General features: G+C 52.0%; 28 protein-coding genes. 19 read left to right on the top strand and 9 right to left on the bottom strand.

The window, feature by feature from the left end:
- Nucleotides 1-45 precede the first annotated feature (45 nt).
- Both speB and speA read right to left on the bottom strand, forming a co-directional pair.
- Nucleotides 46-981 carry an agmatinase gene (gene speB, locus ACQE3Z_RS09685; protein ID WP_426973585.1) on the bottom strand — a complete coding sequence of 312 codons (936 nt, stop codon included), beginning with the start codon at nucleotides 979-981 and terminating at the stop codon, nucleotides 46-48.
- A gap of 174 nt (nucleotides 982-1,155) precedes the next feature.
- Nucleotides 1,156-3,132 (bottom strand): biosynthetic arginine decarboxylase, encoded by a 1,977-nt coding sequence (gene speA, locus ACQE3Z_RS09680; RefSeq protein WP_085070213.1) that lies wholly within the window; start codon nucleotides 3,130-3,132, stop codon nucleotides 1,156-1,158.
- Nucleotides 3,133-3,920: 788 nt separating this feature from the next.
- Here speA and metK point away from each other — a divergent pair.
- The 8 genes from metK (at nucleotide 3,921) to ruvX (ending at nucleotide 11,300) form a co-directional block, all read left to right on the top strand.
- Nucleotides 3,921-5,072, top strand: coding sequence for a methionine adenosyltransferase (gene metK, locus ACQE3Z_RS09675; protein WP_085070212.1), 1,152 nt, complete (start codon nucleotides 3,921-3,923; stop codon nucleotides 5,070-5,072).
- Between the two features lie 427 nt (nucleotides 5,073-5,499).
- Nucleotides 5,500-6,897: a sugar porter family MFS transporter gene (locus tag ACQE3Z_RS09670; protein ID WP_426973584.1), complete on the top strand. Its 1,398-nt coding sequence runs from the start codon at nucleotides 5,500-5,502 to the stop codon at nucleotides 6,895-6,897.
- 122 nt (nucleotides 6,898-7,019) lie between these two features.
- A complete protein-coding gene (locus tag ACQE3Z_RS09665; protein WP_426973583.1) occupies nucleotides 7,020-7,538 on the top strand; it encodes a SprT family zinc-dependent metalloprotease in 519 nt (172 codons plus the stop codon).
- Nucleotides 7,539-7,644: 106 nt separating this feature from the next.
- Nucleotides 7,645-8,358 (top strand): deoxyribonuclease I, encoded by a 714-nt coding sequence (endA, locus tag ACQE3Z_RS09660; RefSeq protein WP_426973582.1) that lies wholly within the window; start codon nucleotides 7,645-7,647, stop codon nucleotides 8,356-8,358.
- A gap of 105 nt (nucleotides 8,359-8,463) precedes the next feature.
- Nucleotides 8,464-9,195 carry a 16S rRNA (uracil(1498)-N(3))-methyltransferase gene (rsmE, locus tag ACQE3Z_RS09655; protein WP_426973580.1) on the top strand — a complete coding sequence of 244 codons (732 nt, stop codon included), beginning with the start codon at nucleotides 8,464-8,466 and terminating at the stop codon, nucleotides 9,193-9,195.
- 94 nt (nucleotides 9,196-9,289) lie between these two features.
- Nucleotides 9,290-10,234: a glutathione synthase gene (gshB, locus tag ACQE3Z_RS09650; RefSeq protein ID WP_426973578.1), complete on the top strand. Its 945-nt coding sequence runs from the start codon at nucleotides 9,290-9,292 to the stop codon at nucleotides 10,232-10,234.
- Between the two features lie 80 nt (nucleotides 10,235-10,314).
- Nucleotides 10,315-10,878 (top strand): YqgE/AlgH family protein, encoded by a 564-nt coding sequence (locus ACQE3Z_RS09645; RefSeq protein ID WP_426973576.1) that lies wholly within the window; start codon nucleotides 10,315-10,317, stop codon nucleotides 10,876-10,878.
- Nucleotides 10,878-11,300 (top strand): Holliday junction resolvase RuvX, encoded by a 423-nt coding sequence (ruvX, locus tag ACQE3Z_RS09640; protein ID WP_208615315.1) that lies wholly within the window; start codon nucleotides 10,878-10,880, stop codon nucleotides 11,298-11,300. Before ACQE3Z_RS09645 ends, ruvX begins: the two co-directional genes overlap by 1 nt.
- On the opposite strand, the gene ACQE3Z_RS09635 is transcribed toward ruvX, so the two are convergent.
- On the bottom strand, nucleotides 11,263-12,291 hold the full coding sequence (locus tag ACQE3Z_RS09635; protein WP_426973575.1) for a type IV pilus twitching motility protein PilT: 1,029 nt from the start codon (nucleotides 12,289-12,291) through the stop codon (nucleotides 11,263-11,265). The genes ruvX and ACQE3Z_RS09635 overlap by 38 nt on opposite strands.
- A gap of 15 nt (nucleotides 12,292-12,306) precedes the next feature.
- On the opposite strand from ACQE3Z_RS09635, the gene ACQE3Z_RS09630 reads away from it, so the two are divergent.
- From ACQE3Z_RS09630 to ACQE3Z_RS09605, 6 genes are all read left to right on the top strand, one after another.
- Entirely contained in the window at nucleotides 12,307-13,014 is a 708-nt protein-coding gene (locus tag ACQE3Z_RS09630) for a YggS family pyridoxal phosphate-dependent enzyme (protein WP_426973574.1), read from the top strand.
- Nucleotides 13,015-13,026: 12 nt separating this feature from the next.
- Nucleotides 13,027-13,578, top strand: a complete 552-nt coding sequence (locus ACQE3Z_RS09625) for a YggT family protein (RefSeq protein WP_250650834.1) — start codon at nucleotides 13,027-13,029, stop codon at nucleotides 13,576-13,578.
- Between the two features lie 35 nt (nucleotides 13,579-13,613).
- A complete protein-coding gene (locus ACQE3Z_RS09620; protein WP_426973573.1) occupies nucleotides 13,614-14,207 on the top strand; it encodes an XTP/dITP diphosphatase in 594 nt (197 codons plus the stop codon).
- Complete coding sequence (gene hemW, locus ACQE3Z_RS09615; RefSeq protein ID WP_426973572.1) at nucleotides 14,200-15,336, top strand: radical SAM family heme chaperone HemW; 1,137 nt, start codon at nucleotides 14,200-14,202, stop codon at nucleotides 15,334-15,336. Before ACQE3Z_RS09620 ends, hemW begins: the two co-directional genes overlap by 8 nt.
- A 425-nt stretch (nucleotides 15,337-15,761) precedes the next feature.
- Nucleotides 15,762-16,199, top strand: a complete 438-nt coding sequence (locus ACQE3Z_RS09610; protein ID WP_426973571.1) for a DUF5675 family protein — start codon at nucleotides 15,762-15,764, stop codon at nucleotides 16,197-16,199.
- Nucleotides 16,196-16,900, top strand: coding sequence for a hypothetical protein (locus tag ACQE3Z_RS09605; RefSeq protein WP_426973570.1), 705 nt, complete (start codon nucleotides 16,196-16,198; stop codon nucleotides 16,898-16,900). The genes ACQE3Z_RS09610 and ACQE3Z_RS09605 overlap by 4 nt, the downstream gene beginning before the upstream one ends.
- Nucleotides 16,901-16,971: 71 nt before the next feature.
- Here ACQE3Z_RS09605 and ACQE3Z_RS09600 read toward each other — a convergent pair whose 3' ends face one another.
- From ACQE3Z_RS09600 to trmB, 3 genes are all read right to left on the bottom strand, one after another.
- The gene (locus ACQE3Z_RS09600; RefSeq protein ID WP_426973569.1) at nucleotides 16,972-17,685 is read right to left on the bottom strand and encodes a DUF2884 domain-containing protein; all 714 of its coding nucleotides are present in this window, start codon (nucleotides 17,683-17,685) and stop codon (nucleotides 16,972-16,974) included.
- A 149-nt stretch (nucleotides 17,686-17,834) separates the two neighbouring features.
- Entirely contained in the window at nucleotides 17,835-18,161 is a 327-nt protein-coding gene (locus tag ACQE3Z_RS09595; RefSeq protein ID WP_250650839.1) for a YggL family protein, read from the bottom strand.
- Nucleotides 18,161-18,880 (bottom strand): tRNA (guanosine(46)-N7)-methyltransferase TrmB, encoded by a 720-nt coding sequence (gene trmB, locus ACQE3Z_RS09590; protein WP_426973568.1) that lies wholly within the window; start codon nucleotides 18,878-18,880, stop codon nucleotides 18,161-18,163. Before trmB ends, ACQE3Z_RS09595 begins: the two co-directional genes overlap by 1 nt.
- Nucleotides 18,881-19,034: 154 nt before the next feature.
- Here trmB and mutY point away from each other — a divergent pair, with 154 nt between their 5' ends.
- From mutY to mltC, 3 genes are read left to right on the top strand one after another with little or no spacing between them, the layout of a single operon-like run.
- Nucleotides 19,035-20,123: an A/G-specific adenine glycosylase gene (gene mutY / locus ACQE3Z_RS09585; protein WP_426973567.1), complete on the top strand. Its 1,089-nt coding sequence runs from the start codon at nucleotides 19,035-19,037 to the stop codon at nucleotides 20,121-20,123.
- Nucleotides 20,123-20,395, top strand: a complete 273-nt coding sequence (locus tag ACQE3Z_RS09580; protein WP_085070177.1) for an oxidative damage protection protein — start codon at nucleotides 20,123-20,125, stop codon at nucleotides 20,393-20,395. Before mutY ends, ACQE3Z_RS09580 begins: the two co-directional genes overlap by 1 nt.
- 49 nt (nucleotides 20,396-20,444) lie before the next feature.
- On the top strand, nucleotides 20,445-21,524 hold the full coding sequence (gene mltC / locus ACQE3Z_RS09575) for a membrane-bound lytic murein transglycosylase MltC (protein WP_426973565.1): 1,080 nt from the start codon (nucleotides 20,445-20,447) through the stop codon (nucleotides 21,522-21,524).
- Between the two features lie 470 nt (nucleotides 21,525-21,994).
- On the opposite strand, the gene ACQE3Z_RS09570 is transcribed toward mltC, so the two are convergent.
- Both ACQE3Z_RS09570 and ACQE3Z_RS09565 read right to left on the bottom strand, forming a co-directional pair.
- Entirely contained in the window at nucleotides 21,995-22,825 is an 831-nt protein-coding gene (locus ACQE3Z_RS09570; RefSeq protein WP_426973564.1) for a phosphoenolpyruvate hydrolase family protein, read from the bottom strand.
- 2 nt (nucleotides 22,826-22,827) lie between these two features.
- Complete coding sequence (locus ACQE3Z_RS09565; RefSeq protein ID WP_426973562.1) at nucleotides 22,828-24,048, bottom strand: Tm-1-like ATP-binding domain-containing protein; 1,221 nt, start codon at nucleotides 24,046-24,048, stop codon at nucleotides 22,828-22,830.
- Between the two features lie 316 nt (nucleotides 24,049-24,364).
- On the opposite strand from ACQE3Z_RS09565, the gene ACQE3Z_RS09560 reads away from it, so the two are divergent.
- Entirely contained in the window at nucleotides 24,365-24,985 is a 621-nt protein-coding gene (locus ACQE3Z_RS09560; protein ID WP_426973747.1) for a TetR/AcrR family transcriptional regulator, read from the top strand.
- A 358-nt stretch (nucleotides 24,986-25,343) separates the two neighbouring features.
- Complete coding sequence (locus ACQE3Z_RS09555; protein ID WP_426973560.1) at nucleotides 25,344-25,994, top strand: acyl-homoserine-lactone synthase; 651 nt, start codon at nucleotides 25,344-25,346, stop codon at nucleotides 25,992-25,994.
- On the opposite strand, the gene ACQE3Z_RS09550 is transcribed toward ACQE3Z_RS09555, so the two are convergent.
- Complete coding sequence (locus ACQE3Z_RS09550; protein ID WP_250650847.1) at nucleotides 25,975-26,712, bottom strand: LuxR family transcriptional regulator; 738 nt, start codon at nucleotides 26,710-26,712, stop codon at nucleotides 25,975-25,977. The genes ACQE3Z_RS09555 and ACQE3Z_RS09550 overlap by 20 nt on opposite strands.
- Between the last annotated feature and the right edge of the window lie 99 nt (nucleotides 26,713-26,811).

Here is a 26,811-nt window from a genome sequence, read left to right as displayed (position 1 = left end):
ATAAAGCGCTGACCGCCGCCTGACAATGTCGCGACGGTCAGAGGTTTAACCTTTATTAGCTTTATTCACCGCCTGCACGTGCAGCATATCCAGCGCAATGGTTGCCGCTGCCAGCGAAGTCAGATCGGACTGATCGTAGCCCGGCGCCACTTCTACCAGATCCATCCCCACAATATTCAGGCCCTGCAGACCGCGAACCAGCTTCAGCGCTTTATCGGTGGTCAAACCGCCAATCACCGGCGTGCCGGTGCCAGGCGCATGCGCCGGATCGAGGCAGTCGATATCAAAAGTCAGATAAACCGGCATGTCGCCGACGATCTGCTTCACCTGCACCAGAATGTCATCAACGCCGCGATCGTTAATCTGCGCCGCATCCAGCACCTGATAACCAAGATTTTTATCAAACTCGGTGCGAATACCGATCTGTACCGAGCGCTGCGGATCGATCAGACCTTCGTTCGGCGCATGATGGAACATGGTGCCGTGGTCAAATTTCGGGCCGTTGGAGTAGGTGTCGGTATGCGCATCAAAATGAACCAGCGCCATCTTGCCGAAATGCTTTGCATGGGCGCGCAGCAGCGGCAGGGTAATGTAATGATCGCCGCCAAAAGTGAGCATACGCTTACCGCTTGCCAGCAGTTTTTCCGCATGCGCCTGCAGCTTGTCGGTCAGATCCTGTGAATCACCGAAAGCGTAAACCAGATCGCCGCAGTCAATCACCTTCAGACGCTCGCGCAGATCGAAATCCCACGGCCAGCGACAGCCTTCCCATGCCAGGTTAGTGGAGATCTGGCGAATCGCGCTCGGGCCCAGGCGGCTGCCGGGACGACCAGACGTCGCGGCATCAAAAGGAACGCCGGTGATCACCCATTCAGCATCGCTGTCGTACGGCTGGAAATTCAACGGCAAACGCAAAAAGCCGAAGGCGTTGGAAACCAGGGAATTATCGTACTGATGACCTAAGGTGTTGGTGTTATTCATAACAACTCCTTTTATTCATGACGGCGCGGCCGACATGGTTGTTCAGATGAAAAAAATCCCCTCCGCGTCGTTAAACCCGACGAGGAAGGGATTGATGAGATAACTGACGGCGATTATCGCCGCGCGAAACGCTGGCGGCAATGTCATTTTTGACCCTCGCCGCCGCATCGCTGCTTATTCGTCTTCTAAATAAGTATAGCCGTAGAGGCCCGCTTCAAACTCTTCAAGGAACTGCGCGCGCAGTTCATCGTCAAGCTCGGTCTGTTTAACCTGATTGCGGAACAGATCCAGCAGCTCCTGCGGGTTCAACTGGACATATTCCAGCATATCCGCAACGGTATCCCCTTCATCCGACAGCTCTACTTCCACGCTGCCGTCGGCGAAAGCGTAAACGTTAACCGCTTCAGTATCGCCAAACAGGTTATGCATATTGCCCAGGATCTCCTGGTATGCGCCCACCATAAAGAAGCCCAGCATCGGCGGGTTATCCACGTCGTACTGCGGCATCGGCATGGTGGTAGCGATGCCATCGCCATCCACGTAGTGATCGATGGTGCCATCAGAATCACAGGTGATGTCGAGCAGTACCGCGCGACGCTCCGGCTTCTTATTCAGCCCTTCCAGCGGCAACACCGGGAACAGCTGATCGATACCCCACGCATCCGGCATCGACTGGAACAGCGAGAAGTTAACGTAAATCTTATCCGCCATACGCTCCTGCAGCTCATCGATAATCGGACGGTGAGCGCGGTTGCTGGGGTCAAGATGCTGCTGAATATAGTGGCAGATGCTCAGATAAAGCTGTTCTGCCCAGGCGCGCTGCGACAGATCGTAGGTGCCCTGCGAATAACCGGTATGGATATCATGCAGATCCATCTGGCTGTCGTGCAGCCATTCACGCAACGAACGACGCGTATTCGGCTCGTGCATCTCCTGCCAGGTTTCCCACATGCTCAGCAGCGGACGCGGCGCATCCACTTCTGGCGCTGAGGGCTTGCTGAACTCGCTGCGCTCAACGCCGATAATGTTGGAAACCAGCACGGTGTGATGCGCGGTTACCGCACGGCCCGACTCGGTAATCACCGTCGGATGCGGCAAGCCATGCTCTTCACAGGCGTCGCCAATGGCCCAGATCACGTTGTTGGCGTATTCGTTCAGGCCATAGTTAACGGAACAGTCTGACTGCGAGCGCGTACCTTCATAGTCAACGCCCAGACCGCCGCCGACATCAAAACACTGGATCTTAACGCCCAGCTTCGCCAGCTCCACGTAGAAACGCGCGGACTCACGTACGCCGGTAGCGATATCGCGGATATTGGCCATCTGCGAACCGAGATGGAAATGCAGCAGCTGCAGGCTATCGAGACGCCCGGCGTTGCGCATAATATCCACCAGCTGCAGCACCTGCGAAGCGGAAAGACCAAACTTCGATTTTTCACCGCCGCTGGACTGCCATTTACCGGACCCCTGCGAGGCCAGACGGGCGCGAATACCCAAACGCGGCACCAGATTCAGGCGTTCCGCTTCTTCCAGCACCAGTTTCACCTCGGTCATTTTTTCGATAACCAGGTAAACTTTATGGCCCATTTTTTCGCCAATCAGTGCCAGACGGATATATTCACGATCTTTATAGCCGTTACAAACGATAACCGTGCGCGTCATACCGGCGTGAGCCAGTACCGCCATCAGCTCCGCTTTCGAACCCGCTTCCAGACCCAGCGGCTCGCCGGAGTGGATCAATGATTCGATCACGCGCTTATGCTGGTTCACCTTGATCGGATAGACCAGGAAGTAGTCGCCCTGATAGCCGTAAGACTCACGCGCGCGTTTAAAGGCAGCGTTAATAGAGCGCAGACGATGTTGCAGGATCTGCGGAAAGCAGAACAGCGCCGGCAGGCGCTGGCCGTCAGCTTCACGCTCTTTTACCAGGCGGGCCAGGTCTACGCGCACTTCCGGCATATCCGGATCGGGACAGACGCTAATATGCCCCAGCTCGTTGACGTCATAATAGTTGTTGCCCCACCAGGCAATGTTATAGGTGCGCAGCATTCTGCTCGCATCTTGATCGCTCATCGCCACCTCCTGCATTGAGCGCAGTTCACCCTGTTCGCCTGCTGACGAACCCTTGATATTCTTTATGTCGTCAGACATTGCGAACCTCAACATTAATTAGTGTTGCAGAATAATTAACAACTATCGCAGTTTGGCGCTGCCAGAACAAGCCACCTTCCGGCGAGATCGCCAGCATAAAATGCTGAACGGTCGCCTCAACCCACTGCGTCATAGATTCAGTGTAAAACACGTCGCTGAACTCCGTGTTGCGGGATAAAAAAGCATCAGCTCACCTTCAACTAAAACTGAAGGCACCCAGTCAAACTGTAGCAAGTTAGCCTGCGCTCGTGTCGTGATGATGACCGAAACAGAGAAAACCTTGACGGAAAAGGCTGGCGGAGGAGCAAACGGAAAGAGACGAATGCACATCAGTGCAGCGGAGTGAACCGGAAGAAAGGGTGAAAACCTGGTTCATTACTCGTATCACCTCCACACATGCCGGGCATGTGGAAAATAGGCCTGAGGGTGAAAATCAGATATCTCATCTGACGGGCCAGACGCGCTGAGCGTCCTGTATCTTCGCTGAAAACAGCAGCCGCGTTTTATACCGCTCACGCGGGCAAATTGCAAAAACAAATTATGTAAGCTGTGGTTGCTGTCAGGAAATCGGGCCAGCTGCCGATAATCAGAAAGCACCACCCGACAAAAAAGGGCTGGCAATTCGCTTACAGAGTAACCTAAAATAGACGTCCAGATGTTAATCCGTCTAAACTGGTTAACTTCTGTGCTGCACGCGGCTTTGCCTGAAGGGGCGCTGGAACAGGCTAAGCCTTTTCCCTGCGCCGGGCAGTTGTTAATTAAACCGTTTTAGTAAGGTAAAGAATTAAATGGCTAAACACCTTTTTACCTCAGAGTCCGTATCCGAGGGACATCCTGATAAAATTGCCGACCAAATTTCGGACGCCGTTCTTGATGCGATCCTCGCTCAGGATCCGAAAGCTCGCGTGGCTTGCGAAACGTATGTGAAAACCGGTATGGTCCTGGTGGGTGGCGAAATCACCACCAGCGCCTGGGTTGATATCGAAGAGATCACTCGTCAAACCGTGCGTGATATTGGCTATGTTCACTCCGATATGGGCTTTGATGCTAACTCCTGTGCCGTTCTGAGTGCTATCGGCAAACAGTCGCCCGATATCAATCAGGGCGTTGACCGCATCGATCCGCTGGAACAGGGCGCGGGCGATCAGGGCCTGATGTTTGGCTATGCCACCAATGAAACCGATGTGCTGATGCCTGCGCCGGTGACTTATGCTCACCGTCTGGTACAGCGTCAGTCTGAAGTACGTAAAAACGGCAGCCTGCCGTGGCTGCGTCCGGATGCAAAAAGCCAGGTAACCTTCCAGTACGATGGCGGCAAAATTGTCGGTATCGATGCCGTTGTGCTCTCCACGCAGCATGCAGAAGATATTTCTCAGGCCGACCTGCAAGAAGCGGTGATGGAAGAGATCATCAAGCCGGTCCTGCCGACGGAATGGCTGAGCTCTACCACCAAATTCTTTATCAACCCAACCGGACGCTTCGTTATCGGCGGCCCAATGGGCGACTGCGGCCTGACGGGTCGTAAGATCATCGTTGATACCTACGGCGGCATGGCTCGTCACGGCGGCGGCGCGTTCTCTGGTAAAGATCCCTCTAAGGTTGACCGTTCAGCGGCTTATGCGGCGCGCTATGTGGCAAAAAATATTGTGGCTGCCGGCCTGGCCGATCGCTGTGAAATTCAGGTTTCCTACGCTATCGGCGTAGCTGAACCAACGTCTATCATGGTTGAAACCTTCGGCACCGAGAAAGTCTCTACCGAGCAGCTGACTCTGCTGGTACGTGAATTCTTCGACCTGCGTCCGTATGGCCTGATTCAGATGCTGGATCTGCTGCAGCCGATCTATCGCGAAACGGCAGCTTACGGCCACTTTGGTCGCGAGCATTTCCCGTGGGAAAAAACCGATAAAGCACAACAGCTGCGCGACGCGGCTGGTCTGTAATCCTTTCACGCTGCCGTTTTCATCGGTGGCGTCTGTATAAAAAGGGAGCATTCATTGCTCCCTTTTTTATTCCTCATGTTTTTTTTCCCCAGCTACACTTTTTGTTGCCTGTATATACCGCTGGCATGATAACGCTTACAAATCGAAAGGCCTTATATTTCGGTTATTTAGGATTTAATCGCGGATGTATTTTGTCAGAAAATGCGTTATTTTCAGCGTCGTCTGATGGCTCATTAACACCGGACTGTCAGAAACTTAACAGGTGCTATACCTTACTGGTTATGTAACCAGAGCCTGGTGATAAATGCTGGTTTTCAGGGTTCCGGCGTGTGTAACCGATTACACCTCTGTGATCCGTCTCACTTTTCGCCCGGCTCAGGTTTCCTAACATTGATAACTACAACGATGGATACTATTCGGAGGCAATATGCCTGGTAATACCCACAAAAGCAGAACCTCGAATAAGATGATGACCTTATTCGTCTGCTTTCTTGCTGCACTTGCTGGCCTGCTGTTTGGCCTGGATATTGGCGTTATCGCCGGTGCCCTACCCTTTATCGCTAAAGATTTTAATGTTACCAGCCATCAACAGGAGTGGATCGTTAGCTCAATGATGTTTGGCGCAGCGATCGGCGCGATCGGTAGCGGCTGGATGTCTTCCCGCCTGGGCCGTAAAAAAAGCCTGATGGCCGGTGCGATCCTGTTTGTTATCGGTTCTCTCTGGTCGGCCATGGCGCCGAACCCGGAGATGCTGATCGCCGCACGCGTGGTACTTGGTCTGGCCGTGGGCGTTGCCTCCTATACCGCGCCGCTTTACCTGTCAGAAATCGCGCCGGAAAAAATTCGCGGCAGCATGATTTCTCTGTATCAGCTGATGATCACCATCGGTATTTTGGGCGCTTATCTTTCTGATACCGCCTTTAGCTATACCGGTAACTGGCGCTGGATGCTGGGCATTATTACCATTCCTGCCGTTCTGTTGCTTGTTGGCGTCTGTTTCCTGCCGAACAGTCCACGCTGGCTGGCGGCAAAAGGCCACTTCCGCGATGCGCAACGCGTGCTGGATCGCCTGCGTGACACCAGCGAGCAGGCAAAGCGTGAGCTGGATGAGATCCGCGAAAGCCTGAAGATCAAGCAGACCGGCTGGAGCCTGTTCCGCGAGAACAGCAACTTCCGTCGTGCGGTATACCTGGGCGTGCTGTTGCAGGTTATGCAGCAGTTCACCGGCATGAACGTCATCATGTATTACGCGCCGAAAATCTTTGAAATCGCGGGCTTCAGCAACACGACCGAGCAGATGTGGGGCACGGTAATTGTTGGCCTGGTCAACGTGCTGGCAACCTTTATCGCTATCGGTCTGGTGGATCGCTGGGGTCGTAAACCCACGCTGACGCTGGGCTTCCTGGTAATGGCGGTTGGTATGGGTATCCTTGGCACCATGCTGCATATTGGTATCGAATCGCCGGGCGCACAATATTTTGCCGTTGCCATGCTGCTGATGTTTATTATCGGCTTTGCGATGAGCGCCGGTCCGCTGATTTGGGTACTCTGCTCGGAAATTCAGCCGTTGAAAGGGCGCGATTTCGGGATTACCGTTTCCACGACCACCAACTGGATTGCGAATATGATCGTCGGCGCAACCTTCCTGACGATGCTGAATACGCTGGGCAACGCCAATACTTTCTGGGTATACGCGGGCCTGAATATTCTATTTATCATCCTGACGGTAATGCTGATCCCGGAAACGAAAAACATCTCTCTGGAGCATATCGAACGCAACCTGATGTCGGGTAAAAAACTGCGCGATATTGGTTCGCAAGAGTAACCCTGCTATCTGCAACAGCCGGGGCCGCCTTTGCCGCCCCGGTTTTTTTATCCTCTGCCTCTGCTCAATCGCTACCCGCGCCCCATTGTTTTCTTGCTTTACGCGCCGTATTCTTTGCCGCTATGAAACCCATTCGCCTTCCTATTGCCCTGCAGCAGGCCGTTATGCGTGCGCTGCGTGAGAAACTGCAGCAGGCCAATCAGCGCCTGGCGCGCAATTACCCTGAGCCCACTCTGGTGTATCAGCAGCGCGGTACGGCAGCCGGCACCGCCTGGCTGCAAAGCTGGGAGATCCGCCTGAATCCCGTGCTGCTGCTGGAAAACCAGCAGGCGTTTATTGAAGAGGTGGTGCCGCATGAGCTGGCGCACTTGCTGGTATGGCGTCACTTTGGCCGCGTCGCGCCACATGGCAAAGAGTGGAAATGGATGATGGAAACCATTCTGGACGTTCCGGCGCGCCGCACGCATCAGTTTGAAGTTGCCTCCGTGCGCGGTAAAACCTTTCCCTGGCACTGTCGCTGTCAGCAACATCATCTCACGGTGCGCCGCCATAACCGTGTTATGCGCGGTGAAACAGAATACCGCTGCGTTCAGTGCGGCGATCTGCTTCAGCCTGGCCATTACCCGGCATCAGGTGACTGAGCCGCCTGATTAATGCGCATTTCCCTCCGATCGGCCCTTTAGCATTCCGACAGACGACGCAATCTGGTACGCTGCGCGCTCTTTTTCATCAGCTGAAAAATGGAATATGTCTCGCAAATTTTTGTTTACCGTTGCCTTTTCTGTTCTGCTTGCGCCTTTAGCCGCGCACAGCCTGAGCGGAAATACTTATCATCAGAATAATTTTCAGCAGGCGAAGAAAGTCGCTGTGCAAATCAATGCCGATGCGCCAGGCTCTTTCTACTGCGGCTGTAAGATTAACTGGGAAGGGAAAAAAGGCGTGCCCGATCTGGCCTCGTGCGGCTATCAGGTGCGTAAAAACGCCAACCGCGCCAGCCGCATCGAATGGGAACATGTGGTTCCCGCCTGGCAATTCGGCCACCAGCGCCAGTGCTGGCAGGACGGCGGTCGTAAAAATTGCAGCAAAGATGAAGGCTATCGTCAGATAGAATCTGATTTACATAACCTGCAGCCGGCAATTGGCGAAGTGAATGGCGACCGTGGCAACTTCATGTACAGCCAGTGGAACGGCAGCGAACGTCAGTATGGCCAGTGCGAAATGAAAATAGATTTTAAAAATAAGCTGGCAGAGCCACCGGCCCGGGCGCGTGGCGTTATCGCCCGAACTTATTTTTATATGCGCGATCGTTACCAGCTGCGCCTTTCCCGTCAGCAAACTCAGCTGATGCAGGTATGGGATAAGCAGTATCCGGTAACGCCCTGGGAATGCGAACGTGATAAACGCATCGCAAAAATTCAGGGAAACCACAACCCTTACGTTGAGCGCGCTTGTCAGCGTTAAAAGCGCTGCCCTAAACTTTACACAACCGCATGGCAGGCTCTGCGTCTGTTATGCGAAGGTACTTTATGCCGTGCGCCTGCGCGGTCTGTTATGATCAGGAATATCATGCGAAAACCCCGCATTTATCATCCCGAATCCCTGACGGTGGGTCATGAAATCGCGCTAAGCGAAGATGCCGCCAATCATGTTGGCCGGGTGCTGCGTATGGGCAGCGGCCAGGCGCTGGAACTGTTTGATGGCAGTAATCTGGTTTTTGACGCTGAAATTTTACGCGCCGATAAGCGCAGCGTAACGGTCAAAGTCACGCAAAGCCGCATGGATAGCCGCGAGTCGCCTCTTCATCTGCACCTGGGACAGGTGATGTCGCGTGGTGAAAAAATGGAATTTACCATTCAGAAGTCGATTGAACTGGGCGTTAATGTTATTACCCCCTTGTTTTCTGAGCGCTGCGGCGTAAAGCTGGACGCCGAGCGGCAGGCCAAAAAGATTCAGCAATGGCAAAAAATCGCCGTGGCCGCCTGCGAGCAGTGCGGACGCAATGTGGTGCCTGAGGTCCGTGAAGCGATGTCGCTGGAAACCTGGTGCGCCGAGCAGGATGACGCAATGAAGCTGAATCTGCATCCGCGAGCGCAACACAGCATTAATACGCTGCCGCAGCCGGTGGAGCGGGTTCGCCTGCTGATTGGCCCGGAAGGCGGATTAACCGCTGAGGAGATCGCGATGACCGGCCAGCATGGTTTTACCGATATTTTGCTTGGACCACGCGTGCTGCGCACCGAGACTACCGCGCTCACTGCAATTACGGCACTCCAGGTCAGGTTTGGCGATCTGGGTTAAGCTGAATAAGCGGCCCATTGCGTTAAGCCTGTAAAAAGAATTTATGCCAACCTGCGGCAAGCGGCATACCGACCGCCCGATCGAGGAGAGAAGAATGATTAAGCTTGGCATCGTCATGGATCCTATTACGACGATCAATATTAAAAAAGACTCCAGCTTTGCAATGCTGCTGGAAGCACAGCGCCGCGGTTACGAAATTCACTATATGGAGATGAACGATCTCTATTTACGCGGCGGTGAGGCGCGTGCGCGTACCCGTCAACTAAGCGTTGAGCAGAACTACGATAAGTGGTTCGAATTTGGCAGCGAGCAGGATATTGCGCTGGCTGAGCTGAATGTGATTTTGATGCGTAAAGATCCGCCTTTCGACACAGAATTTATCTACGCCACCTATATGCTGGAGCGTGCGGAAGAACAGGGCGTGCTGATCGTTAACAAACCGCAGAGCCTGCGCGACTGTAATGAAAAGCTGTTTACCGCCTGGTTTGCCGAGTTAACGCCCGATACGCTGGTCACACGCGATGCGAAGCGGATCCGTGAGTTCTGGCAGCAGCATGGCGACATTATCCTGAAGCCGCTGGACGGCATGGGTGGCTCTTCCATTTTCCGTGTGAAACAGGACGATCCAAACCTTGCGGTGATCCTGGAGACGCTGACCAATCACGGCAGCTTCTTCTGCATGGCGCAAAATTATCTGCCAGCGATCAAAGAAGGTGATAAGCGCGTGCTGGTGGTGGATGGCGAACCCGTTCCTTATTGCCTGGCGCGTATTCCTCAGTCGGGTGAAACGCGTGGCAATCTGGCCGCCGGTGGACGCGGTGAAGCGCGCCCGCTGAGCGAAAGCGATTGGGAAATCGCGCGTCGCGTTGGCCCCACGCTGAAGCAAAAAGGCCTGATCTTTGTTGGGCTGGATATTATCGGTGACAAGCTGACCGAGATTAACGTAACCAGTCCAACCTGCATTCGTGAAATCGAAGCCGCCTTCCCGGTCTCCATCACCGGTATGTTGATGGATGCCATCGAGAAGCGCCTGGCATAAATTTGAACGGGGCAGTAGCCCCGTCTTCAACCCGTTAATGGCCTGCCGTTCGCCGTTAACCCGTATTCAGACGAGTGAGAATGAATTTACAGCACCATTTTTTGATTGCGATGCCCGCCCTCCAGGATCCGCTGTTTAAACGTTCGGTGGTGTATATCTGCGAGCATAATCAGGACGGCGCCATGGGATTAATTATCAATAAGCCGATGGAGAACCTGACGGTTGAAGGCATCCTCACTAAGTTAAAAATTGCGCCCTCACCGCGCGATCCGCAGGTTAAACTGGATAAGCCGGTGTTCTCCGGCGGCCCGCTGGCTGAAGATCGCGGCTTTATTTTGCATTCTGCCCAGCGTACTTTCGCCTCCAGTATCCGTATCTCCGATAATACCGTCATAACCACCTCGCGCGATGTTCTGGAATCTCTTGGAACGCCGGAACAGCCGGAGCAGGTGCTGGTGGCGTTGGGCTACTGCGCCTGGGAGAAAGATCAGCTGGAAGGCGAACTGCTGGAAAATGCCTGGCTTACCACCCCTGCTAACAGCAATATTCTGTTCCAGACGCCAATCGCTGATCGCTGGCGTGAAGCGGCAAAAAGCATCGGCATAGATATACACAACATCACCAGCGAGGCAGGTCACGCCTGATGAGTAACATGACACTTCTGGCGTTTGATTTTGGCACCAAAAGCATCGGCGTCGCGGTAGGCCAGCCTCTTACCGGCACCGCGCGCCCTTTAACCGCCCTGAAAGCGCAGGATGGCGTGCCCAACTGGGAACAGATCGAACGACTGTTACAGGAATGGCAGCCGCAGCAGGTAGTGGTCGGCCTGCCGCTTAATATGGACGGCACCGAACAACCACTGACCGCCAGGGCGCGTAAGTTTGCTAACCGGCTGCATGGCCGTTTTGGCGTGCAGGTTGTTTTACATGATGAGCGGCTCAGTACCGTTGAGGCACGCGCCGATCTGTTTGCTCGTGGCGGCTATAAAGCGCTCACGAAAGGCAGCGTCGATTCGCTTTCGGCGGTGATCATCCTGGAAAGCTGGTTTGAGAACTATCCAGCCTGACAGTCAGCCCCTGTTGCTGCCGCTGTAGCAGGCTCTGTTCGAAGGTCTGCATACCTGACTGCATCCCGGTTTGCAGCAGGCCTGCTATCTGATGGGTTTTCCCCTCACGGATCAGGTTGGCGATCGCCGGCGTATTGATTAACACTTCATACAGCCCAACGCGCCCTCCCTCTTTCGCCGCTACCAGTCGTTGGGCGACCACCGCCTTCAGGCTGGACGCCAGTTGACTGCGCACCAGGTTTTTCTGCTCAGCCGGAAAAACATCTATCAGGCGATCCACCGCCTGCGCCGCATTGCGCGTATGCAGCGTCGCCAGCACCAGATGCCCGGTTTCCGCCGCCGTCAGCGCCAGGCGAATCGTCTCCAGATCGCGCAGCTCTCCCAACAGAATCACATCGGGATCTTCGCGCAGCGCCGCCCGTAATCCCTGCTGAAAGCTGCTGCAATGCTGACCGATCTGCCGCTGCTGAATCAGCGACCGGCGGCTGAGGTGAATAAACTCAATGGGATCTTCCAGCGTAATAATGTGGCGAGCCGCCTGCTGATTCAAGGCATCTACCATTGAGGCCAGCGTGGTTGACTTGCCGCTGCCGGTGGCACCGGTAATCAGGATCAGGCCATCCTGCTGCTCCAGCAGCGCCGGAACGCTGGCAGGCAGCCGCAGCGCCTCCAGCGCTGGACAGCGGCTACTAATCACACGCAACGCCAGCGATATACCCTGCCGCTGCTGGAATAGATTCGCGCGCAGGCGCTGCCCGCTGTAGGTGGTTATCGCAAAATCAATGTCTCCGTTCTGCGTCAGGCTGGCCTGCTGATCAGCATCCAGCCAGCGCTCACGCAGCGCCTCCAGCATTGCAGTACAGGTTGGCGGCTGATCGGGGATGGGTTGCAGCACGCCATCCAGACGCCAGCGCGGCAAATGTCCACTACAAAGATGCAGATCGGCAGCATTATGCTTTACACTAAGGGCCACGATTTCTTCCACATCCATGATTTTCTCCTGACTATGACTTCTATTCAGCACAACTTACAGGAAGTTCGCCAGCGTATCGCTGCGGCGGCGTCGCGTTGCGGCCGCGATCCACAAGAAATTACGCTGCTTGCCGTCAGTAAAACCAAACCTGCGAGCGCTGTCGCAGAAGCCCTGCAGGCAGGACAGCTTGCCTTTGGTGAGAATTACGTTCAGGAAGGCGTGGATAAAATTCAGGTGTTAGCCCACAGTGACCCTGAATGGCACTTTATCGGTCCGCTGCAATCCAATAAGAGCCGTCTGGTGGCGGAGAATTTCGCCTGGTGTCATACGGTGGATCGCTTACGTATCGCTACGCGCCTGAACGATCAACGTCCGCCACATCTGCCGCCGCTGAATGTGTTAATTCAGGTAAATATCAGTGACGAAAACAGTAAATCGGGCATTATGCTTGAGGCGCTGCCGGAACTGGCACAGGCAGTTGCAGCGCTGCCGCATTTGCGGTTGCGCGGACTGATGGCGATTCCGGCGCCGGAAAAAGATTACCAGCGTCAGCTGGCGGTCTGTCAGAAGATGGCGGATGCGCTGGCCTCGCTGAAACAGCATTATCCATCCGTCGATACACTTTCTCTGGGAATGAGCGACGATATGGAGGCCGCGATTGCGGCAGGCAGTACCATGGTTCGTATCGGCACCGCTATTTTCGGTGCGCGTGATTACGGCACCACTCCCCCACAACAATAATTGAGGAACCTCATGCTGACGTTGACTTTCCTGGTAACGACGCTGATTAATCTGTACGTGAAAGTGTTGTTGCTGCGCATCTGGATGCAGTGGGCAAGATGCGATTTTTATAACCCGTTCTCCCAGTTTGTAGTCAAAATTACCCAGCCGGTAATCAAGCCGCTACGCCGCGTTATCCCTTCTGTCGGTCCGTTGGATACCGCATCGCTGCTGCTGGCCTATGTGCTTAGCGTGCTGATGTTTACCCTGGTTTTCGCGCTTCAGAGCAGCGTTTTCCTGTTCGATCCGGTGTTCCTCTATTTCGGTTTGGTCTCGCTGGTGAAAGCGGCTGGCGTCTTGGTATTCTGGGTAATTATCGTCCGTTCGCTAATGAGCTGGATAAGTCAGGGTCGTAATCCGGTGGATTATGTACTGATTCAGCTGACCGAACCGCTGATGGCACCTGTGCGTCGCTTCCTGCCGGCAATGGGCGGTATCGACTTCTCCGCCATGGTGGTCATTTTGATCCTCTATATGCTGAACTTCCTGGGCATGGATTTCATCCCTGGCTGGGCGCAGCTGTAATTGTTGTTATCGCCGTAAACGTTTCTGGAACTGATATGCAAAAAGTTGTCCTCGCCACCGGTAACCCGGGTAAAGTGCGTGAACTGGCCGATATGCTGGCTGATTTTGGCCTGAATATTGTGGCGCAAACCGATCTGGGCGTAGAGCCCGCAGAGGAAACCGGCTTAACCTTTATTGAAAACGCCATTCTGAAAGCGCGCCATGCCGCCCAGGTAACCGGCCTGCCAGCCATTGCCGATGACTCAGGTCTGGCGGTAGATGCGCTCGGTGGCGCGCCTGGGATCTATTCGGCGCGCTACGCCGGCGAGGCGGCCAGCGATCGGCAAAATCTGGAGAAGCTGCTGGATGCGTTGCAGGATACCCCGGAAGGCCAGCGTCAGGCGCAGTTTCACTGCGTGCTGGTTTATCTGCGTCATGTAACCGATCCGACACCGCTGGTGTGCCACGGTAGCTGGCGCGGGGAAATTATCCGCACGCCGGCGGGCATTGGCGGTTTTGGCTACGATCCGATTTTTTATGTCCCTGAGCTGGGCAAAACCGCAGCTGAACTGAGCAAAGCGGAAAAGCACGCGGTTTCTCATCGCGGCCAGGCGCTGACTCTGCTGCTGGAAGCGATGCGTAATGGCTAATCTTCCACCGCTCAGCCTCTATATTCATATTCCCTGGTGCGTGCAGAAATGTCCCTACTGTGATTTCAACTCGCACGCCTTAAAAGGCGAAGTGCCGCATGAGGAATATGTCAATCACCTGCTGGCCGATCTGGATCGCGACCTGCCGTTAACCCACGGACGTGAAGTGGCCACGATCTTTATCGGCGGCGGTACGCCCAGTCTGTTAAGCAGTCACGCCATGCAGCTGCTGCTGGACGGCGTGCGGGCGCGTCTGCCGCTGGCTGCCGGGGCAGAAATTACCATGGAAGCGAATCCCGGTACGGTGGAAGCCGATCGTTTCAGCGCTTATCAGGCGGCTGGTGTAAACCGTATTTCTATCGGCGTACAGAGCTTTAGTCCGCTTAAGCTACAGCGTCTTGGTCGCATTCATGGCCCGGAAGAGGCAAAGCGCGCGGCTCACCTGGCTGCCGGCCTTGGGCTGCGTAGTTTTAACCTTGATTTGATGCACGGTCTGCCCGATCAATCGCTAACCGAGGCGCTGGACGACCTGCGTCAGGCGATTGCGCTTAATCCGCCGCACCTTTCCTGGTATCAGCTGACGATTGAGCCGAATACGCTGTTTGCCTCGCGTCCGCCAGTGCTGCCTAATGATGACGCGCTGTGGGATATTTTTGAGCAGGGCCATCAGCTGCTGACGGCGGCGGGCTATGAGCAGTATGAAACGTCGGCCTACGCCAAACCTGGCTATCGTTGCGAACATAACCTGAACTACTGGCGGTTCGGTGACTATCTGGGGATTGGCTGCGGCGCGCACGGCAAGCTAACGCAGCCGGATGGCCGGATCGTGCGTACCATAAAAACGCGCCATCCACGCGGCTTTATGTCAGGAGAATACCTGGATAAGCAGTATGAGGTGGCGGACGAAGATAAGCCCTTTGAGTTTTTTATGAACCGTTTCCGCCTGCTGGAGCCAGCGCCGCGCGGCGACTTTACACGTTATACCGGTCTGGATGAAACCATTATTCGACCGCAGCTGAATAGTGCGCTGGAGAAAGGCTACCTGACGGAAACGCCACAATTTTGGCAGGTAACGGAGAAAGGCAAGCTGTTCCTTAATTCGTTGCTGGAACTGTTCCTGGCGGAATAATCTTTTTAATTAAAGCGCAAAGCTCATTGTGACTGGCTGATCTATTTAGCAGGCACATTGAGCTTTTTTATTTCCTCTGACACCTGACTATTGCTATCAGACAGGAATGATTTTCTTATCATTGCAAAGCCCGGCAATATCCCCTTTCCTGTTAATTTTAAAACAGCGAATCACGATTAAAACGGCCCTGAGTTCCTCGTTCAGATAAACAACATCGATGATTTCAGCGGGTTATGTCTCAGTGTAAGATCTTGATAATGTATTATTTATTTCTCCCTGTAATATTTTCCTTCTGGTTAATAACTTATTTCACAAAATGCTATGGCGTTTAACCCATCCTGACAGCATTCTGGACATTGTATTTATAAAGTTCCGGCTGACTACTTAAAGAGATACGGACTTTACATAACAAGGAGGTTATGGCTATGACGTACACGATATTCGTTCAGCGAAAATGGCAAACCACGTTATCTACCATTAGCGAATTCAGTATCCCTGGCACAGACATTAGAGGTTATTTTTTGGAATGTCCCGGACCTGATACCGTCACCCCACGTTTAAAGAAAAGGATCCCGGAAGGAAGTTACCGACTTGTATGGCATACAAGCGGAAAGTTTGTAAAACATAACCCTACGCCTAAGCTATTTAACGCTGATGTATCGGTAAGCAGAGATATTCTTATTCACCCAGGGAATAACCCTCAGGATACTGAAGGCTGCCTGTTGCCTGGAACAGAAAGGTTGGCCAATAAAGTCACAAACAGTGTTATCATGTATAAAAGGATAAAGGAAATTATAGAAAAAGAAGGCATCGCTAACTTTACTGTTATGATCACTTCTTGTTATGTGGACGGTAATAGATGATCAAAAAAAACCTTTCAAAATCATTGATTCTCCTGTCATTTTCTTTTTTAACTTTAGCTCATTATTCATTCGCTGACCAATTACTAATAGATGGCACTTTTCAGGCCTACTGGAAAGCCGAATGGAATGATGATGCTACTGTAAACACGCCGCAGTTAGGCTTCAGGTACTTCCCATCTAAAACTTCACCGCAGAAAATGAAAGTAATTGATATTTTAATGGATGGCAGTGAGAATAAAAAAATAAACTTCATAAAAAGCCATTTTACAAATATACCTGATAATTTCTTTAAGTATAAGGAGTGGTATGTCAACCAAAAAGGTTATTTGACTATCAAAGAGATTAAACATTATATTGAATGCGATGCAGATAACTATATCGCCGAGTTTGTTTCTTTTACGCCGACTGCCCTGGACTTTAATACAAAAACAAATGACGACACAGGCTGTGTTTATGGTGGCAGCTTCCCTTACTTAACCTCATACATTCTTAATTCGAATACAAAAACCGGGCAACTCAAGCATGAACCCAAAGAGAGAGCTAAAACCAGCTATACATTTACTCGTGATGAAAGCGTGGTAAAGATAAAAACCATTAATAAACAATGGATGTATGTCGCCCTGTACGATCCCACCAGACAGGATCGGCTAAGCGATAAAAAAGGTTATATTAAGTTTAGCGATGTTGTACCACTGAATTAACATTATTTATTTAGCGGATGCGAATGACGATAAGCGCCCTGCCAGCCCTCTGAGGCCGTCAGGGCATTTTACTATTTAATTCCGGCTAACACCGCTTTCCGTTGGTTTTCCAGGGCGGTTACGCGATTACAGACTTCACGACCGAAGTTCTGGAAATCCTGCTCCTGGTTACTCCATTCTGCCTGAATCGCCTGCTGCAAGCCGCCCAGATTACCCATAATCGCCTGCAACGGATTATCGCTCTGGCTGGCCTGTTTTGTGCCCATCTCGTTCAGGCTGTCCTGCACGACGCCGCCTAAGCTGCTTTGCACCAGACGCTCCCCGTCAGCACGAACCTGATCGATAGCCTGATGGTGGAAGGTTAAGCCGTCGCTGCGATGCTCAATAATACGGTTCATCTGCTGCTTCAGCTGCTCATCCAGCGTGGTAAGCCGCTTGCGCACGTTGCTGCTGGCGCCAAGTTTCTCCACAACTACCTTATCCAGTGCCACGCGGCCTTTCTCCAGCCGCTTCGATGCGCCCTGATCCACCCACGGCAAATCACGACGCAGCGCCGCCTGATAATCCACTGCTTTCTGACGTGTCGCCGTATCTGGCTGAATCTGCTTGCCGTTGTATTGCAGATCGCCCACCGGAGAGATCACCAGATTACCGCTGGCGCCCACTACCTGTACCGACTGCGGCGTGATAACCACATCATCCTGCGGCTTCACCGGGCATTCATAAGCTGCATGCGCCTGCACCGCAGCCAGCAAAAGTACGCCCGTCAGCGCTTTACGCATCATAAAGACTCCTGGGTTCGTTATAGGACTCATTTCTCGTGCGCCTGTGAAACAGATGCTGTCATTGGCCAGGCGCGTTTTCAGTGCGGCCTGCCCGCTTCAGGCGCTCACTTAACGCGCCTGAATTGCCAGTATGCGCGTTGACTTAGCTTTTAGTCCCACCAGACATCAAACAGTTCAGTGACTTTTACACCTTCCATATTGCGCGCTTCCAGCCACTGACGAACCTGTTCACGATGCTCATCGGTACATTTACCGATTTTCTGCAGGCATACCAGACCTTCCCATTGCAGATAACCGCTGCCGTCAAACGCCAGTCCGTTAGGCTCAATGACTTCATGAATAAAGGCATCAACGGTCGTATCGATCTCTTCTACCGCAGTACCCTGCGGAAACGTCCAGGCAACAGAAAAGCCCAATTCCTGAAACTCGTCAATATGCAGCTTTTTACGTAAACGGCGGCTACGCTGTATTGCCATTATTTAATCCTCTCAAACATTAAATCCCATACGCCGTGGCCCAGTCGCTGCCCGCGCTGCTCAAATTTCGTCAATGGTCGCGTTTCCGGACGCGGCACATAATCACTGGTGGCGGACTGGTTCTGATATCCCTCTACGCTGCTCATCACTTCCAGCATGTGCTCAGCGTATTCCTGCCAGTCGGTGGCCATATGAAATACGCCACCCAGCTTCAGTTTACGTAATACCAACTCGGCAAACGGAACCTGCACAATGCGGCGTTTGTTATGGCGCGCTTTATGCCAGGGATCGGGGAAAAACAGCTGCACCATGCGCAATGCGTTATCCGGGATCATCTTTTCCAGCACTTCAACCGCATCGTGGCACATTACGCGCAGATTTTTAAGCTCTGCTTCCTGCGCCGATCCCAGACAGGCCCCTACGCCTGGCGCATGAACCTCAATTCCAAGGAAATTTTGTTCCGGGTTTGCGCTGGCCATCGCTACCAGCGATGCGCCCATGCCAAAGCCAATCTCCAGCACCACCGGCGCTTCCCGGCCAAATAACGCCACCAGATCCACCGGCTCCGCCTGATACTCTACGCCCATAACCGGCCATAAGGTATCAAGCGCCTGCTGTTGACCCTTTGTCAGGCGACCCTGACGACGCACAAAGCTGCGGATACGACGCAAAGGGCGCCCGTTTTCATCAAATTCCGGTGTGATGACGTCATTAATCATGTCGTTGCCTGCCTGTCTGCATATTCAGGAAAACGGGCATTATGCAAAGTTACCGGACAGAAGCAAGCACTTGCAAAGTTCCGGTTTACTCCGCGCAATGTCTATGCTGGAATGCCTGCCTGAGTGTAGAGCAATAACGGAAATTTTCCTTCTCATGATGCAAGCGCAACAGTTCGCGCAGCAGGTGCTGGACTGGTATCAGCGCTTCGGACGTAAAACCCTGCCGTGGCAACAGGCCAAAACGCCTTACAAGGTTTGGCTCTCCGAAGTCATGCTGCAACAAACCCAGGTCGCCACCGTGATCCCCTATTTTGAACGCTTTATGGCGCGTTTTCCTACGGTCAACGATCTGGCGTCAGCGCCGCTGGATGAGGTGCTTCACCTCTGGACCGGCCTTGGTTATTACGCCCGTGCGCGCAACTTACATAAGGCGGCGCAGACCATTGCCGAGCGTCATCAGGGCATTTTCCCTGAAACTTTTGATGAGGTTGCCGCCCTGCCCGGCGTAGGCCGCTCTACCGCAGGCGCCGTGGTCTCGCTGGCGCTGGGCCAGCACTATCCGATTCTGGACGGCAACGTAAAGCGCGTGCTGGCACGCTGCTATACGGTGGGCGGCTGGCCGGGCAAGAAAGAGGTGGAAAAACGCCTGTGGCAGATTGCGGAAGAGGTCACGCCTGCGGCTGGCGTCAGTGAGTTTAATCAGGCGATGATGGATCTCGGTGCGCTGGTTTGCACGCGCTCAAAGCCCAAATGTGAAATTTGTCCGCTGAATAACGGCTGTATGGCTTATGCCGAGGGAAGCTGGGCCAGCTACCCCGGCAAAAAGCCCCGGCAGACGCTGCCGGAACGCACCGGTTATATGCTGCTGATGCAGCGCGGCGAGGGAGTCTGGCTGGAGCAGCGCCCGCCTGTTGGCCTGTGGGGCGGCCTGTTTTGCTTTCCACAGTTCGCTAACGAAGAGGAATTACGCGCCTGGCTCACCGCGCGCGGCATGCGCAGCGCCGCGTTACAGCAGCTAACTGCTTTTCGCCATACTTTTAGCCATTTCCATCTGGATATTGTGCCAATGTGGCTGGAACTGCCATCCTCGGGCGCGGTGATGGATGAAGACGCGGGTCTCTGGTATAACTTAGCGCAACCACCGGCCGTGGGTTTAGCCGCACCGGTCGAACGCCTGCTGCAAGAATTGCGGCATCCCCAGCAAATATCGCTGCATATGCGCGTTTCTGAAGAGGAAGAGTAATGAGCCGCACTATTTTCTGTACGTTTCTGCAACGTGAAGCTGAAGGTCAAGATTTTCAGCTCTACCCAGGCGAACTGGGAAAACGCATCTACAATGACATCTCGAAAGAGGCCTGGTCAAAGTGGATGAGTAAGCAGACCATGTTGATTAACGAAAAGAAACTCAACATGATGAACCCAGAAGATCGCAAAGTGCTGGAGAAGGAAATGGTGAATTTCCTGTTTGAAGGCAAAGATGTGCACATCGAAGGTTATACCCCACCAGAGAAATAACATTTTGGGCCTCATTTGAGGCCCCTGTTTTGGGTTCAGCGCAGATACGATGAAAAAAAAATTTCTTGCCTTGCTAGTGATAGCACCGCTGCTGGTTTCCTGCTCAGGAAGTAAAAAACAGACCTTCCATGAGGAATGGGTAAAAGACACCAACGGCTTCGATATATTGATGGGCCAGTTTGCTCATAACATTGAGAACATCTGGGGCATCAACGAAGTTCTGATAGCCGGACCAAAAGACTACGTTAAGTACAGCGATAACTATTACACCCGTAGCCATATCAACTTCGAAAAGGGCTCGATTACCATTGAGACCATCTCAGGTACCGATCCGACAGTCAGTCTGCGTCAGGCGATTATCACCACCTTGCTGATTGGTGAAGATCCCGGCAATGTCGATCTCTATTCTGATGCCAATGATGTGCAGCTCAGCAAAGAGCCGCTGCTGTATGGTCAGGTACTGGATAATACCGGTCAGCCTATTCGCTGGCAGGGGCGCGCCGCCAGCTTCGCGGATTATCTGATCCAGAACAAGCTTCAGCGCCGCGTTTCCGGCCTGCATGTGATCTGGTCGGTCACCATTCCAATGGTGCCTAACCACCTCGACAAGCGTGCGCACAAATATCTGCCGATGGTACGTAAGGCGGCGGAAAAATATAATGTGGATGCGTCTCTGATCCTGGCGATTATGCAAATCGAATCCAGTTTTAACCCGTATGCGGTCAGCCATGCCGACGCGCTGGGTCTGATGCAGGTGGTTCAGCATTCTGCCGGAGTTGACGTGTTCAGAATGAAAGGTAAATGGGGCAAGCCAAGCCGTAGTTATCTGTTCGATCCGGAAAATAATATTGATACCGGCACTGCCTATCTGTCGATTTTGCAAAGCAACTATCTGGCGGGTATTGCTAATCCGGTATCACGCCGCTATGCGGTAATTACCGCCTATAACGGCGGCGCAGGCAGCGTTCTGCGCGTCTTCTCCAGCGATAAAGATCGGGCCTTTGCGCAAATCAACGCCCTGTCGCCAGATGACGTCTACAAAACCCTGACGACCCGCCACCCGTCCGCTGAGTCACGCCGCTATCTGTATAAAGTCAGCCATGCTCAGCGCAGCTACAACCGCTTTTAACTTTAAAGAAGCCAGCCTCAAGTGCTGGCTTTTTTATCTTTTCCGGTTAATAACTATAACAACCTACTGACTAAAAAAGCATCAATATTACAAGCAGCGACAACTTCAATAACCACGCCCCGGTTAGTGGTCGCAATATTGCTGCTATACAGGCCAAGGGAATTTTTAACGCAGGTGAAATGGAAGCCAGCGATAAATTCGAGGCGGAAGGAAGCGCCCACTTTACGAACGCCGGTAAAGTGACCGCATTTCATCCTTGATTTGCCGCAATGGCAGCATCAGTTTTGCGTTGGCGGGTCTGCCGTTATATAAACCCGACAACTACCGGACGGATACCCTGACGCTGGGTTTTAATGTGCAATGGTAATATTAAAAAAGGGCAGCCCATCACCCGGCTGCCCTTTTACTGTTGCGTAAGCGGAATACCCGCCTGACGTTTCTGAATAAAACCCTGATGTTGGCGCTAAAAATTAACGCTGAATACTTTTAAACTGCTTAGTTGTATTAGTTAAAGCCACTTCTGTTGGTAACCGCTCCATCGAACTGGCGCCATAAAAACCGTCGCACAGTGGGCAGTTATCCATAATATATTGCGCATCTTCCGGGGTAGAAATCGGTCCACCGTGACACAGCACAATAATATCTTCCCGCACCGCTTTTGCCGCCTCGGCCCAGGCCGTGATCAGCGGAACGCAATCCTCCAGCTTCAGCGCGGTTTCTGCGCCGATATTTCCGCCAGTGGTTAATCCCATATGCGGCACGATAATATCTGCGCCCGCCTCGGTCATTGCAACCGCATCCTGCTCGCTAAAAACGTAGGGCGTGGTGAGCATATCTTTCTGATGCGCCAGACGGATCATCTCAACTTCCAGTCCGTAGCCCATACCGGTCTCTTCCAGATTTGCACGGAAATTACCGTCTATCAGGCCTACCGTTGGGAAGTTTTGTACGCCGGAAAAACCCAGCGCCTTCAAATCGTCCAGAAACTTATCAAAATGGCAGAAAGGGTCGGTGCCGTTTACGCCCGCCAGTACCGGTGTTTTTTTCACTACCGGCAACACCTCTTTTGCCATATCGACCACAATTTCATTCGCGTTGCCGTAGGCCAACAGCCCTGCTAAAGAGCCTCTGCCCGCCATACGATAACGCCCTGAGTTATAAATAACGATCAGGTCGATGCCGCCCGCTTCTTCACATTTGGCGGAGAGGCCGGTGCCCGCTCCGCCGCCAATGATCGGTTCGCCTCGGGCAATCATTGCACGAAAATTTTCCAGCAATTCCTGTCGGTTTAACGCAGGCATGATTAGAACTCCCTGGTGTTGATGGTACGAAACGCTTTAACTGCAGCGTCAGCAAACATTGCATCATTAATGTTATAAGGTAATCGTATTATTTTTCTTTTTTCGGTTGGTATCAGTTCTGCTTCCAGCGTAGAGATAAACGCCCTGTTTGCTTCAGGTGACCAGAACGGCATCCCCGGCGCGTCAAGAGCGGAAAATCCCCCTTCCGGAATTAAAAACCGTACTTCCCCTTCGCAGCGATTAAGCTTGGCGGCAATCCACTTCGCCATCGCGCGGTTTTCCCCTGGTGTGGTGCGCATTAGCGTGACCTGGGCGTTATGATGATAAAACAGCCGGTCCGCATATTTTTCCGGCACGCTGGACGGATGACCGAAATTGACCATATCCAGCGCGCCGCAGGAAACAACATAAGGCACCTGTGAGCGGGCGATAGCATCAAAGCGCGTTTCAGCGCAGGCCAGTACGCCACCGGCTAACAGGTCGCAAACTTCAGTAGTGGTCAGATCCAGCACGCCGGCCAGCATGCCGCTATCCGCCAGTTTTTCCATCGCCATGCCGCCGCTGCCGGTGGCATGAAAAACCAGACAATCGAACTCATCTTCCAGCTGCTGGCTTACTGCCTGGATACAGGGCGTTGTTACGCCAAACATGGTTAAGCCAAGCGCAGGTTTATCATCTGCACAGGCTTCCGGCTGGAACAGCACAGCGCCTGCGATTTGATGTGCAGCGTTGCCAAGCACCTGACGTGAAATACGGTTAAGGCCCGCCACGTCGGTTACGGAATAGAGCATGCTGATGTCGCTGGCGCCGATATAGCCTGCGATATCGCCCGAGGCCATGGTCGAGACCATCACTTTCGGCACGCCGACCGCTAAATCCTGCATCGCTGGCGTAATCAGCGCGGTGCCGCCTGAACCGCCCAAACCGAGAAGACCGACAACGTCTTTACGGGTTTTAAGGTAATTCTGAAAAGCGAGCGCCATTGCCTCGATCGCGCGGCCACGGTCGCCGCAAAAAACGGCCTCCGTACCCTGGGGATGAAAAGCCGCCACCTCTTCTGGCTTCACATCAGCAGCGGAACTGGTGCTAAGTGCTTGAGTTGATAAGTCAACCGTCAGCGCCTGCAAGCCAGTTTTTCTAATCAAATCACGAACGTAAAACAGTTCCCTTCCTTTAGTATCCGCTGTAGCAGCAATGTAGATATAACCGGTTTCTTCTTTCATTTCTGTTAACCATTCCTGTCACAAAAGCCATTAAAAGCTTGATAAAACTGAAATAAAAACCAAAATGCTCTTTATAAGCGGAGGGAAGACCGTCCGTTCGAGACAACAGTATCATCGTCCTGAATGTTAAATCAAGCGAATGAAATGCACGTCTCAACAATAATGAGAAAAAACTGATGATTAAACAGGACGAATGTTGGCTGTTAATATTATGAGTTCTGTTATAGTGCCAACAGAGCTTGGCGAATCAGCGGACTCTGAGTCCAAACAGAGAAAACAAGGGGTTAAAGTGGTTGAAAGGGACACCCAGGCAGATATGCCGATGACGTCCACGCGCGCCCGTACGCGCAGGCTATTAATTGAAACGGCAATGAAAATGTTTGATAGCGGTAGCTTTCCTTCTATTACCGAAGTGGCTCAGGCAGCCCAGCTATCACGCGCCACAGCATACCGTTACTTCCCTACACAAAGCGCGCTGGTTTCAGCCATAGTCACTGAAACGCTGAGCCCGATGAAAAATTTCCAGCCGACAAAACCCGATGTCAGCGATCGTATTGATGAATTACTGGCTTTCGCTTTCCCACGCATGTTGCAACATGAAGGTACGCTCCGTGCAGCGCTGCACTTATCCCTGACGCAGTGGGCGCAGTCTCGCTCAACGGATTTGCCGCTGGTGAAAGAAAAGCTGGTACGCGGTAATCGTAAGCAAACACTGCAGCGTGTGGTTGAGCCGCTAAAAACTGAACTCTCCCCGGAGCTGTTGCAGAAAGTGATGTATGCGTTATCGCTGGTATATGGTTCTGAGATCTTTCTGGTAATGAAAGATATTTGGGGTTGTGATGATGACTCTCTGCAGGGCGTGGCGCGTTGGATCGCTAAGGCTATTGTACGTCAGGCGCGGGAAGATGCGCAGCTGGAATCGGCTGCAGATAAGTAGATCGTTGCGGCTTTCCCTTTCGGCCTTATCAAAGTGCGTCAGTTTAGGCCATTTGCCTGTCGGGTAAATCGCTATAGGTTATTTCTTAGCCAGTCAATATTGCATAGATCTTCGCATTGCTGGCTAAAGCGCAGTTAGCTGACGCTCTAAATTTTTGTCTGGTACAGACAAAGCCCTTGCCTTATGTTTAAGCGAGGTACGCCTTTCCTCTATCCTCTCTGCACAACACATTCTTTGTACGCTGTACAAGCGCGTCGGAAAAAGCGAAAATCAGGGCAGGATTTTACCGGAATAGTTTACGCTCCGGATTAGGTTTTGTAATTCAGATGCAAAACAACATCATCGAAATGGAGTCAGCATGATAAATTTTCTTGACATTAACTACCAAAAGTTATCAGAGCAAAGGTCGAGCGAGCTATTTATCCTGAGGAAGGAAACCTTCAAAGATCGCCTGGACTGGGCAGTTAACTGCATCAATGGTATGGAGTTTGATGAGTATGATAACGAACATACAACATATGTGTTCGGTATTCATAACGATAACGTATTATGCAGCGTAAGATTTATCGAAACCCGCTACCCTAATATGATCAGCCATACCTTTGCACCCTGGTTTAATAATGTTGAGTTGCCTGCAGGAAACTATATAGAATCCAGCCGTTTCTTTGTTGATAAAGAGCGCGCTCGCTCTTCCGATCTTTATCAATATCCCGTCAGTAACATGCTTTTTTTGGCAATGGTAAATTATGCGCGTCATTATGGTTATGAAGGCATATATACCCTGGTCAGTCATGCGATGCTGCGTATATTGAAACGTTCCGGCTGGGAAATTTCAGTAGTTGAGCAAACGCTGTCTGAGAAAAAAGAAAAAATTTATATCGTGTTTTTACCGATTGACGATAAAAACCGCGATATACTTATTGAGAAATCCAATCAGGATAAACTTTTTGATGACAAAGAGTTAGCTAAGTGGCCGCTGGCTTTTCAGCCTAACCTGCGGCAGGTTTAATTAGCTGTAGTTCAATACCCATCCTGATGGCATGTTTTGCGTTCATCACGCCCAGTTTTTTGACAACATTGCCAATGTGGAATTTTACGGTGCTTACTTTGATATCCAGGATAAGCGCTATTTCCTGGTAAGTTTTCCCAACGCTGGCCCAGTAAAGAATTTCATTTTCACGCGGTGAGAAAATATCTTTACTCACCTGTTTTTTACTGGCAGCGTTATCATCCATCTCTTTATAGAGCGAGATGACCTTGTCATGCGCTTTGATCAATAGCATCTGTAACTGTTCCTGATGCTGCGCAACAATCGCTTCGGTTTCATGAACATGATTTTCATTCATTAAAATAGAAAGCAAGGCAAGGTTATTGTAATAATCATGTAAAACAAAAGTATGACCGTTAACGATCTTATAATTTTTAGATAGATTGAAAATCTTGGAAAAGTTTAGCTCGCTATTGATCGTGATATTCTCGTCCCATGAGAAAGGCGAAATACGCGTAAAGGATGCAATAACCACAGGATCAATTTGCTGATAATTATTTTCTTTATAAATCTCTACCCATTCTTTCGGGTAGTTTGAAATAATCACCATGTCAGCGGGATTCTTTTTATTTAAAACCATATAGGCATATTTTAAATCGCCAAGCTGATTTAATTCGCTATCGAAATAGTGCTGTGCGGTGTCGATGATCGCCTGATTTTCTGAAAAAAATAGTGACATCCATAACCTCAAAATAACGTTGTATCTTCCTTAATTTTCCCGCTAATGCAGGACCCCTATACTAAAGTGTAACTTACAACCATGGTACATACATCGTAA

This window comes from Pantoea sp. FN0307 (genome assembly GCF_050113815.1).
Lineage (GTDB): Bacteria > Pseudomonadota > Gammaproteobacteria > Enterobacterales > Enterobacteriaceae > Mixta > Mixta alhagi.
This window is presented reverse-complemented; position numbering and strand designations above follow the sequence as displayed.

What these genes read in the sequence shown, in the direction of transcription:
- ACQE3Z_RS09620 (WP_426973573.1), top strand. Translation starts at nt 13,614, where the DNA reads ATGCAAAAAGTTGTCCTCGCCACCGGTAACCCGGGTAAAGTGCGTGAA.
- ACQE3Z_RS09645 (WP_426973576.1), top strand. Translation starts at nt 10,315, where the DNA reads ATGAATTTACAGCACCATTTTTTGATTGCGATGCCCGCCCTCCAGGAT.
- ACQE3Z_RS09665 (WP_426973583.1), top strand. Translation starts at nt 7,020, where the DNA reads ATGAAACCCATTCGCCTTCCTATTGCCCTGCAGCAGGCCGTTATGCGT.
- speB (WP_426973585.1), bottom strand. Translation starts at nt 981, where the DNA reads ATGAATAACACCAACACCTTAGGTCATCAGTACGATAATTCCCTGGTT.
- mutY (WP_426973567.1), top strand. Translation starts at nt 19,035, where the DNA reads ATGATGCAAGCGCAACAGTTCGCGCAGCAGGTGCTGGACTGGTATCAG.
- trmB (WP_426973568.1), bottom strand. Translation starts at nt 18,880, where the DNA reads ATGATTAATGACGTCATCACACCGGAATTTGATGAAAACGGGCGCCCT.
- speA (WP_085070213.1), bottom strand. Translation starts at nt 3,132, where the DNA reads ATGTCTGACGACATAAAGAATATCAAGGGTTCGTCAGCAGGCGAACAG.
- ACQE3Z_RS09605 (WP_426973570.1), top strand. Translation starts at nt 16,196, where the DNA reads ATGATCAAAAAAAACCTTTCAAAATCATTGATTCTCCTGTCATTTTCT.
- gshB (WP_426973578.1), top strand. Translation starts at nt 9,290, where the DNA reads ATGATTAAGCTTGGCATCGTCATGGATCCTATTACGACGATCAATATT.
- metK (WP_085070212.1), top strand. Translation starts at nt 3,921, where the DNA reads ATGGCTAAACACCTTTTTACCTCAGAGTCCGTATCCGAGGGACATCCT.
- mltC (WP_426973565.1), top strand. Translation starts at nt 20,445, where the DNA reads ATGAAAAAAAAATTTCTTGCCTTGCTAGTGATAGCACCGCTGCTGGTT.
- ACQE3Z_RS09635 (WP_426973575.1), bottom strand. Translation starts at nt 12,291, where the DNA reads ATGGATGTGGAAGAAATCGTGGCCCTTAGTGTAAAGCATAATGCTGCC.
- ACQE3Z_RS09630 (WP_426973574.1), top strand. Translation starts at nt 12,307, where the DNA reads ATGACTTCTATTCAGCACAACTTACAGGAAGTTCGCCAGCGTATCGCT.
- ACQE3Z_RS09670 (WP_426973584.1), top strand. Translation starts at nt 5,500, where the DNA reads ATGCCTGGTAATACCCACAAAAGCAGAACCTCGAATAAGATGATGACC.
- ACQE3Z_RS09600 (WP_426973569.1), bottom strand. Translation starts at nt 17,685, where the DNA reads ATGATGCGTAAAGCGCTGACGGGCGTACTTTTGCTGGCTGCGGTGCAG.
- ACQE3Z_RS09610 (WP_426973571.1), top strand. Translation starts at nt 15,762, where the DNA reads ATGACGTACACGATATTCGTTCAGCGAAAATGGCAAACCACGTTATCT.
- ACQE3Z_RS09595 (WP_250650839.1), bottom strand. Translation starts at nt 18,161, where the DNA reads ATGGCAATACAGCGTAGCCGCCGTTTACGTAAAAAGCTGCATATTGAC.
- rsmE (WP_426973580.1), top strand. Translation starts at nt 8,464, where the DNA reads ATGCGAAAACCCCGCATTTATCATCCCGAATCCCTGACGGTGGGTCAT.
- ACQE3Z_RS09570 (WP_426973564.1), bottom strand. Translation starts at nt 22,825, where the DNA reads ATGCCTGCGTTAAACCGACAGGAATTGCTGGAAAATTTTCGTGCAATG.
- ACQE3Z_RS09560 (WP_426973747.1), top strand. Translation starts at nt 24,365, where the DNA reads ATGCCGATGACGTCCACGCGCGCCCGTACGCGCAGGCTATTAATTGAA.
- ACQE3Z_RS09580 (WP_085070177.1), top strand. Translation starts at nt 20,123, where the DNA reads ATGAGCCGCACTATTTTCTGTACGTTTCTGCAACGTGAAGCTGAAGGT.
- endA (WP_426973582.1), top strand. Translation starts at nt 7,645, where the DNA reads ATGTCTCGCAAATTTTTGTTTACCGTTGCCTTTTCTGTTCTGCTTGCG.
- ACQE3Z_RS09550 (WP_250650847.1), bottom strand. Translation starts at nt 26,712, where the DNA reads ATGTCACTATTTTTTTCAGAAAATCAGGCGATCATCGACACCGCACAG.
- ACQE3Z_RS09565 (WP_426973562.1), bottom strand. Translation starts at nt 24,048, where the DNA reads ATGAAAGAAGAAACCGGTTATATCTACATTGCTGCTACAGCGGATACT.
- ruvX (WP_208615315.1), top strand. Translation starts at nt 10,878, where the DNA reads ATGAGTAACATGACACTTCTGGCGTTTGATTTTGGCACCAAAAGCATC.
- hemW (WP_426973572.1), top strand. Translation starts at nt 14,200, where the DNA reads ATGGCTAATCTTCCACCGCTCAGCCTCTATATTCATATTCCCTGGTGC.
- ACQE3Z_RS09555 (WP_426973560.1), top strand. Translation starts at nt 25,344, where the DNA reads ATGATAAATTTTCTTGACATTAACTACCAAAAGTTATCAGAGCAAAGG.
- ACQE3Z_RS09625 (WP_250650834.1), top strand. Translation starts at nt 13,027, where the DNA reads ATGCTGACGTTGACTTTCCTGGTAACGACGCTGATTAATCTGTACGTG.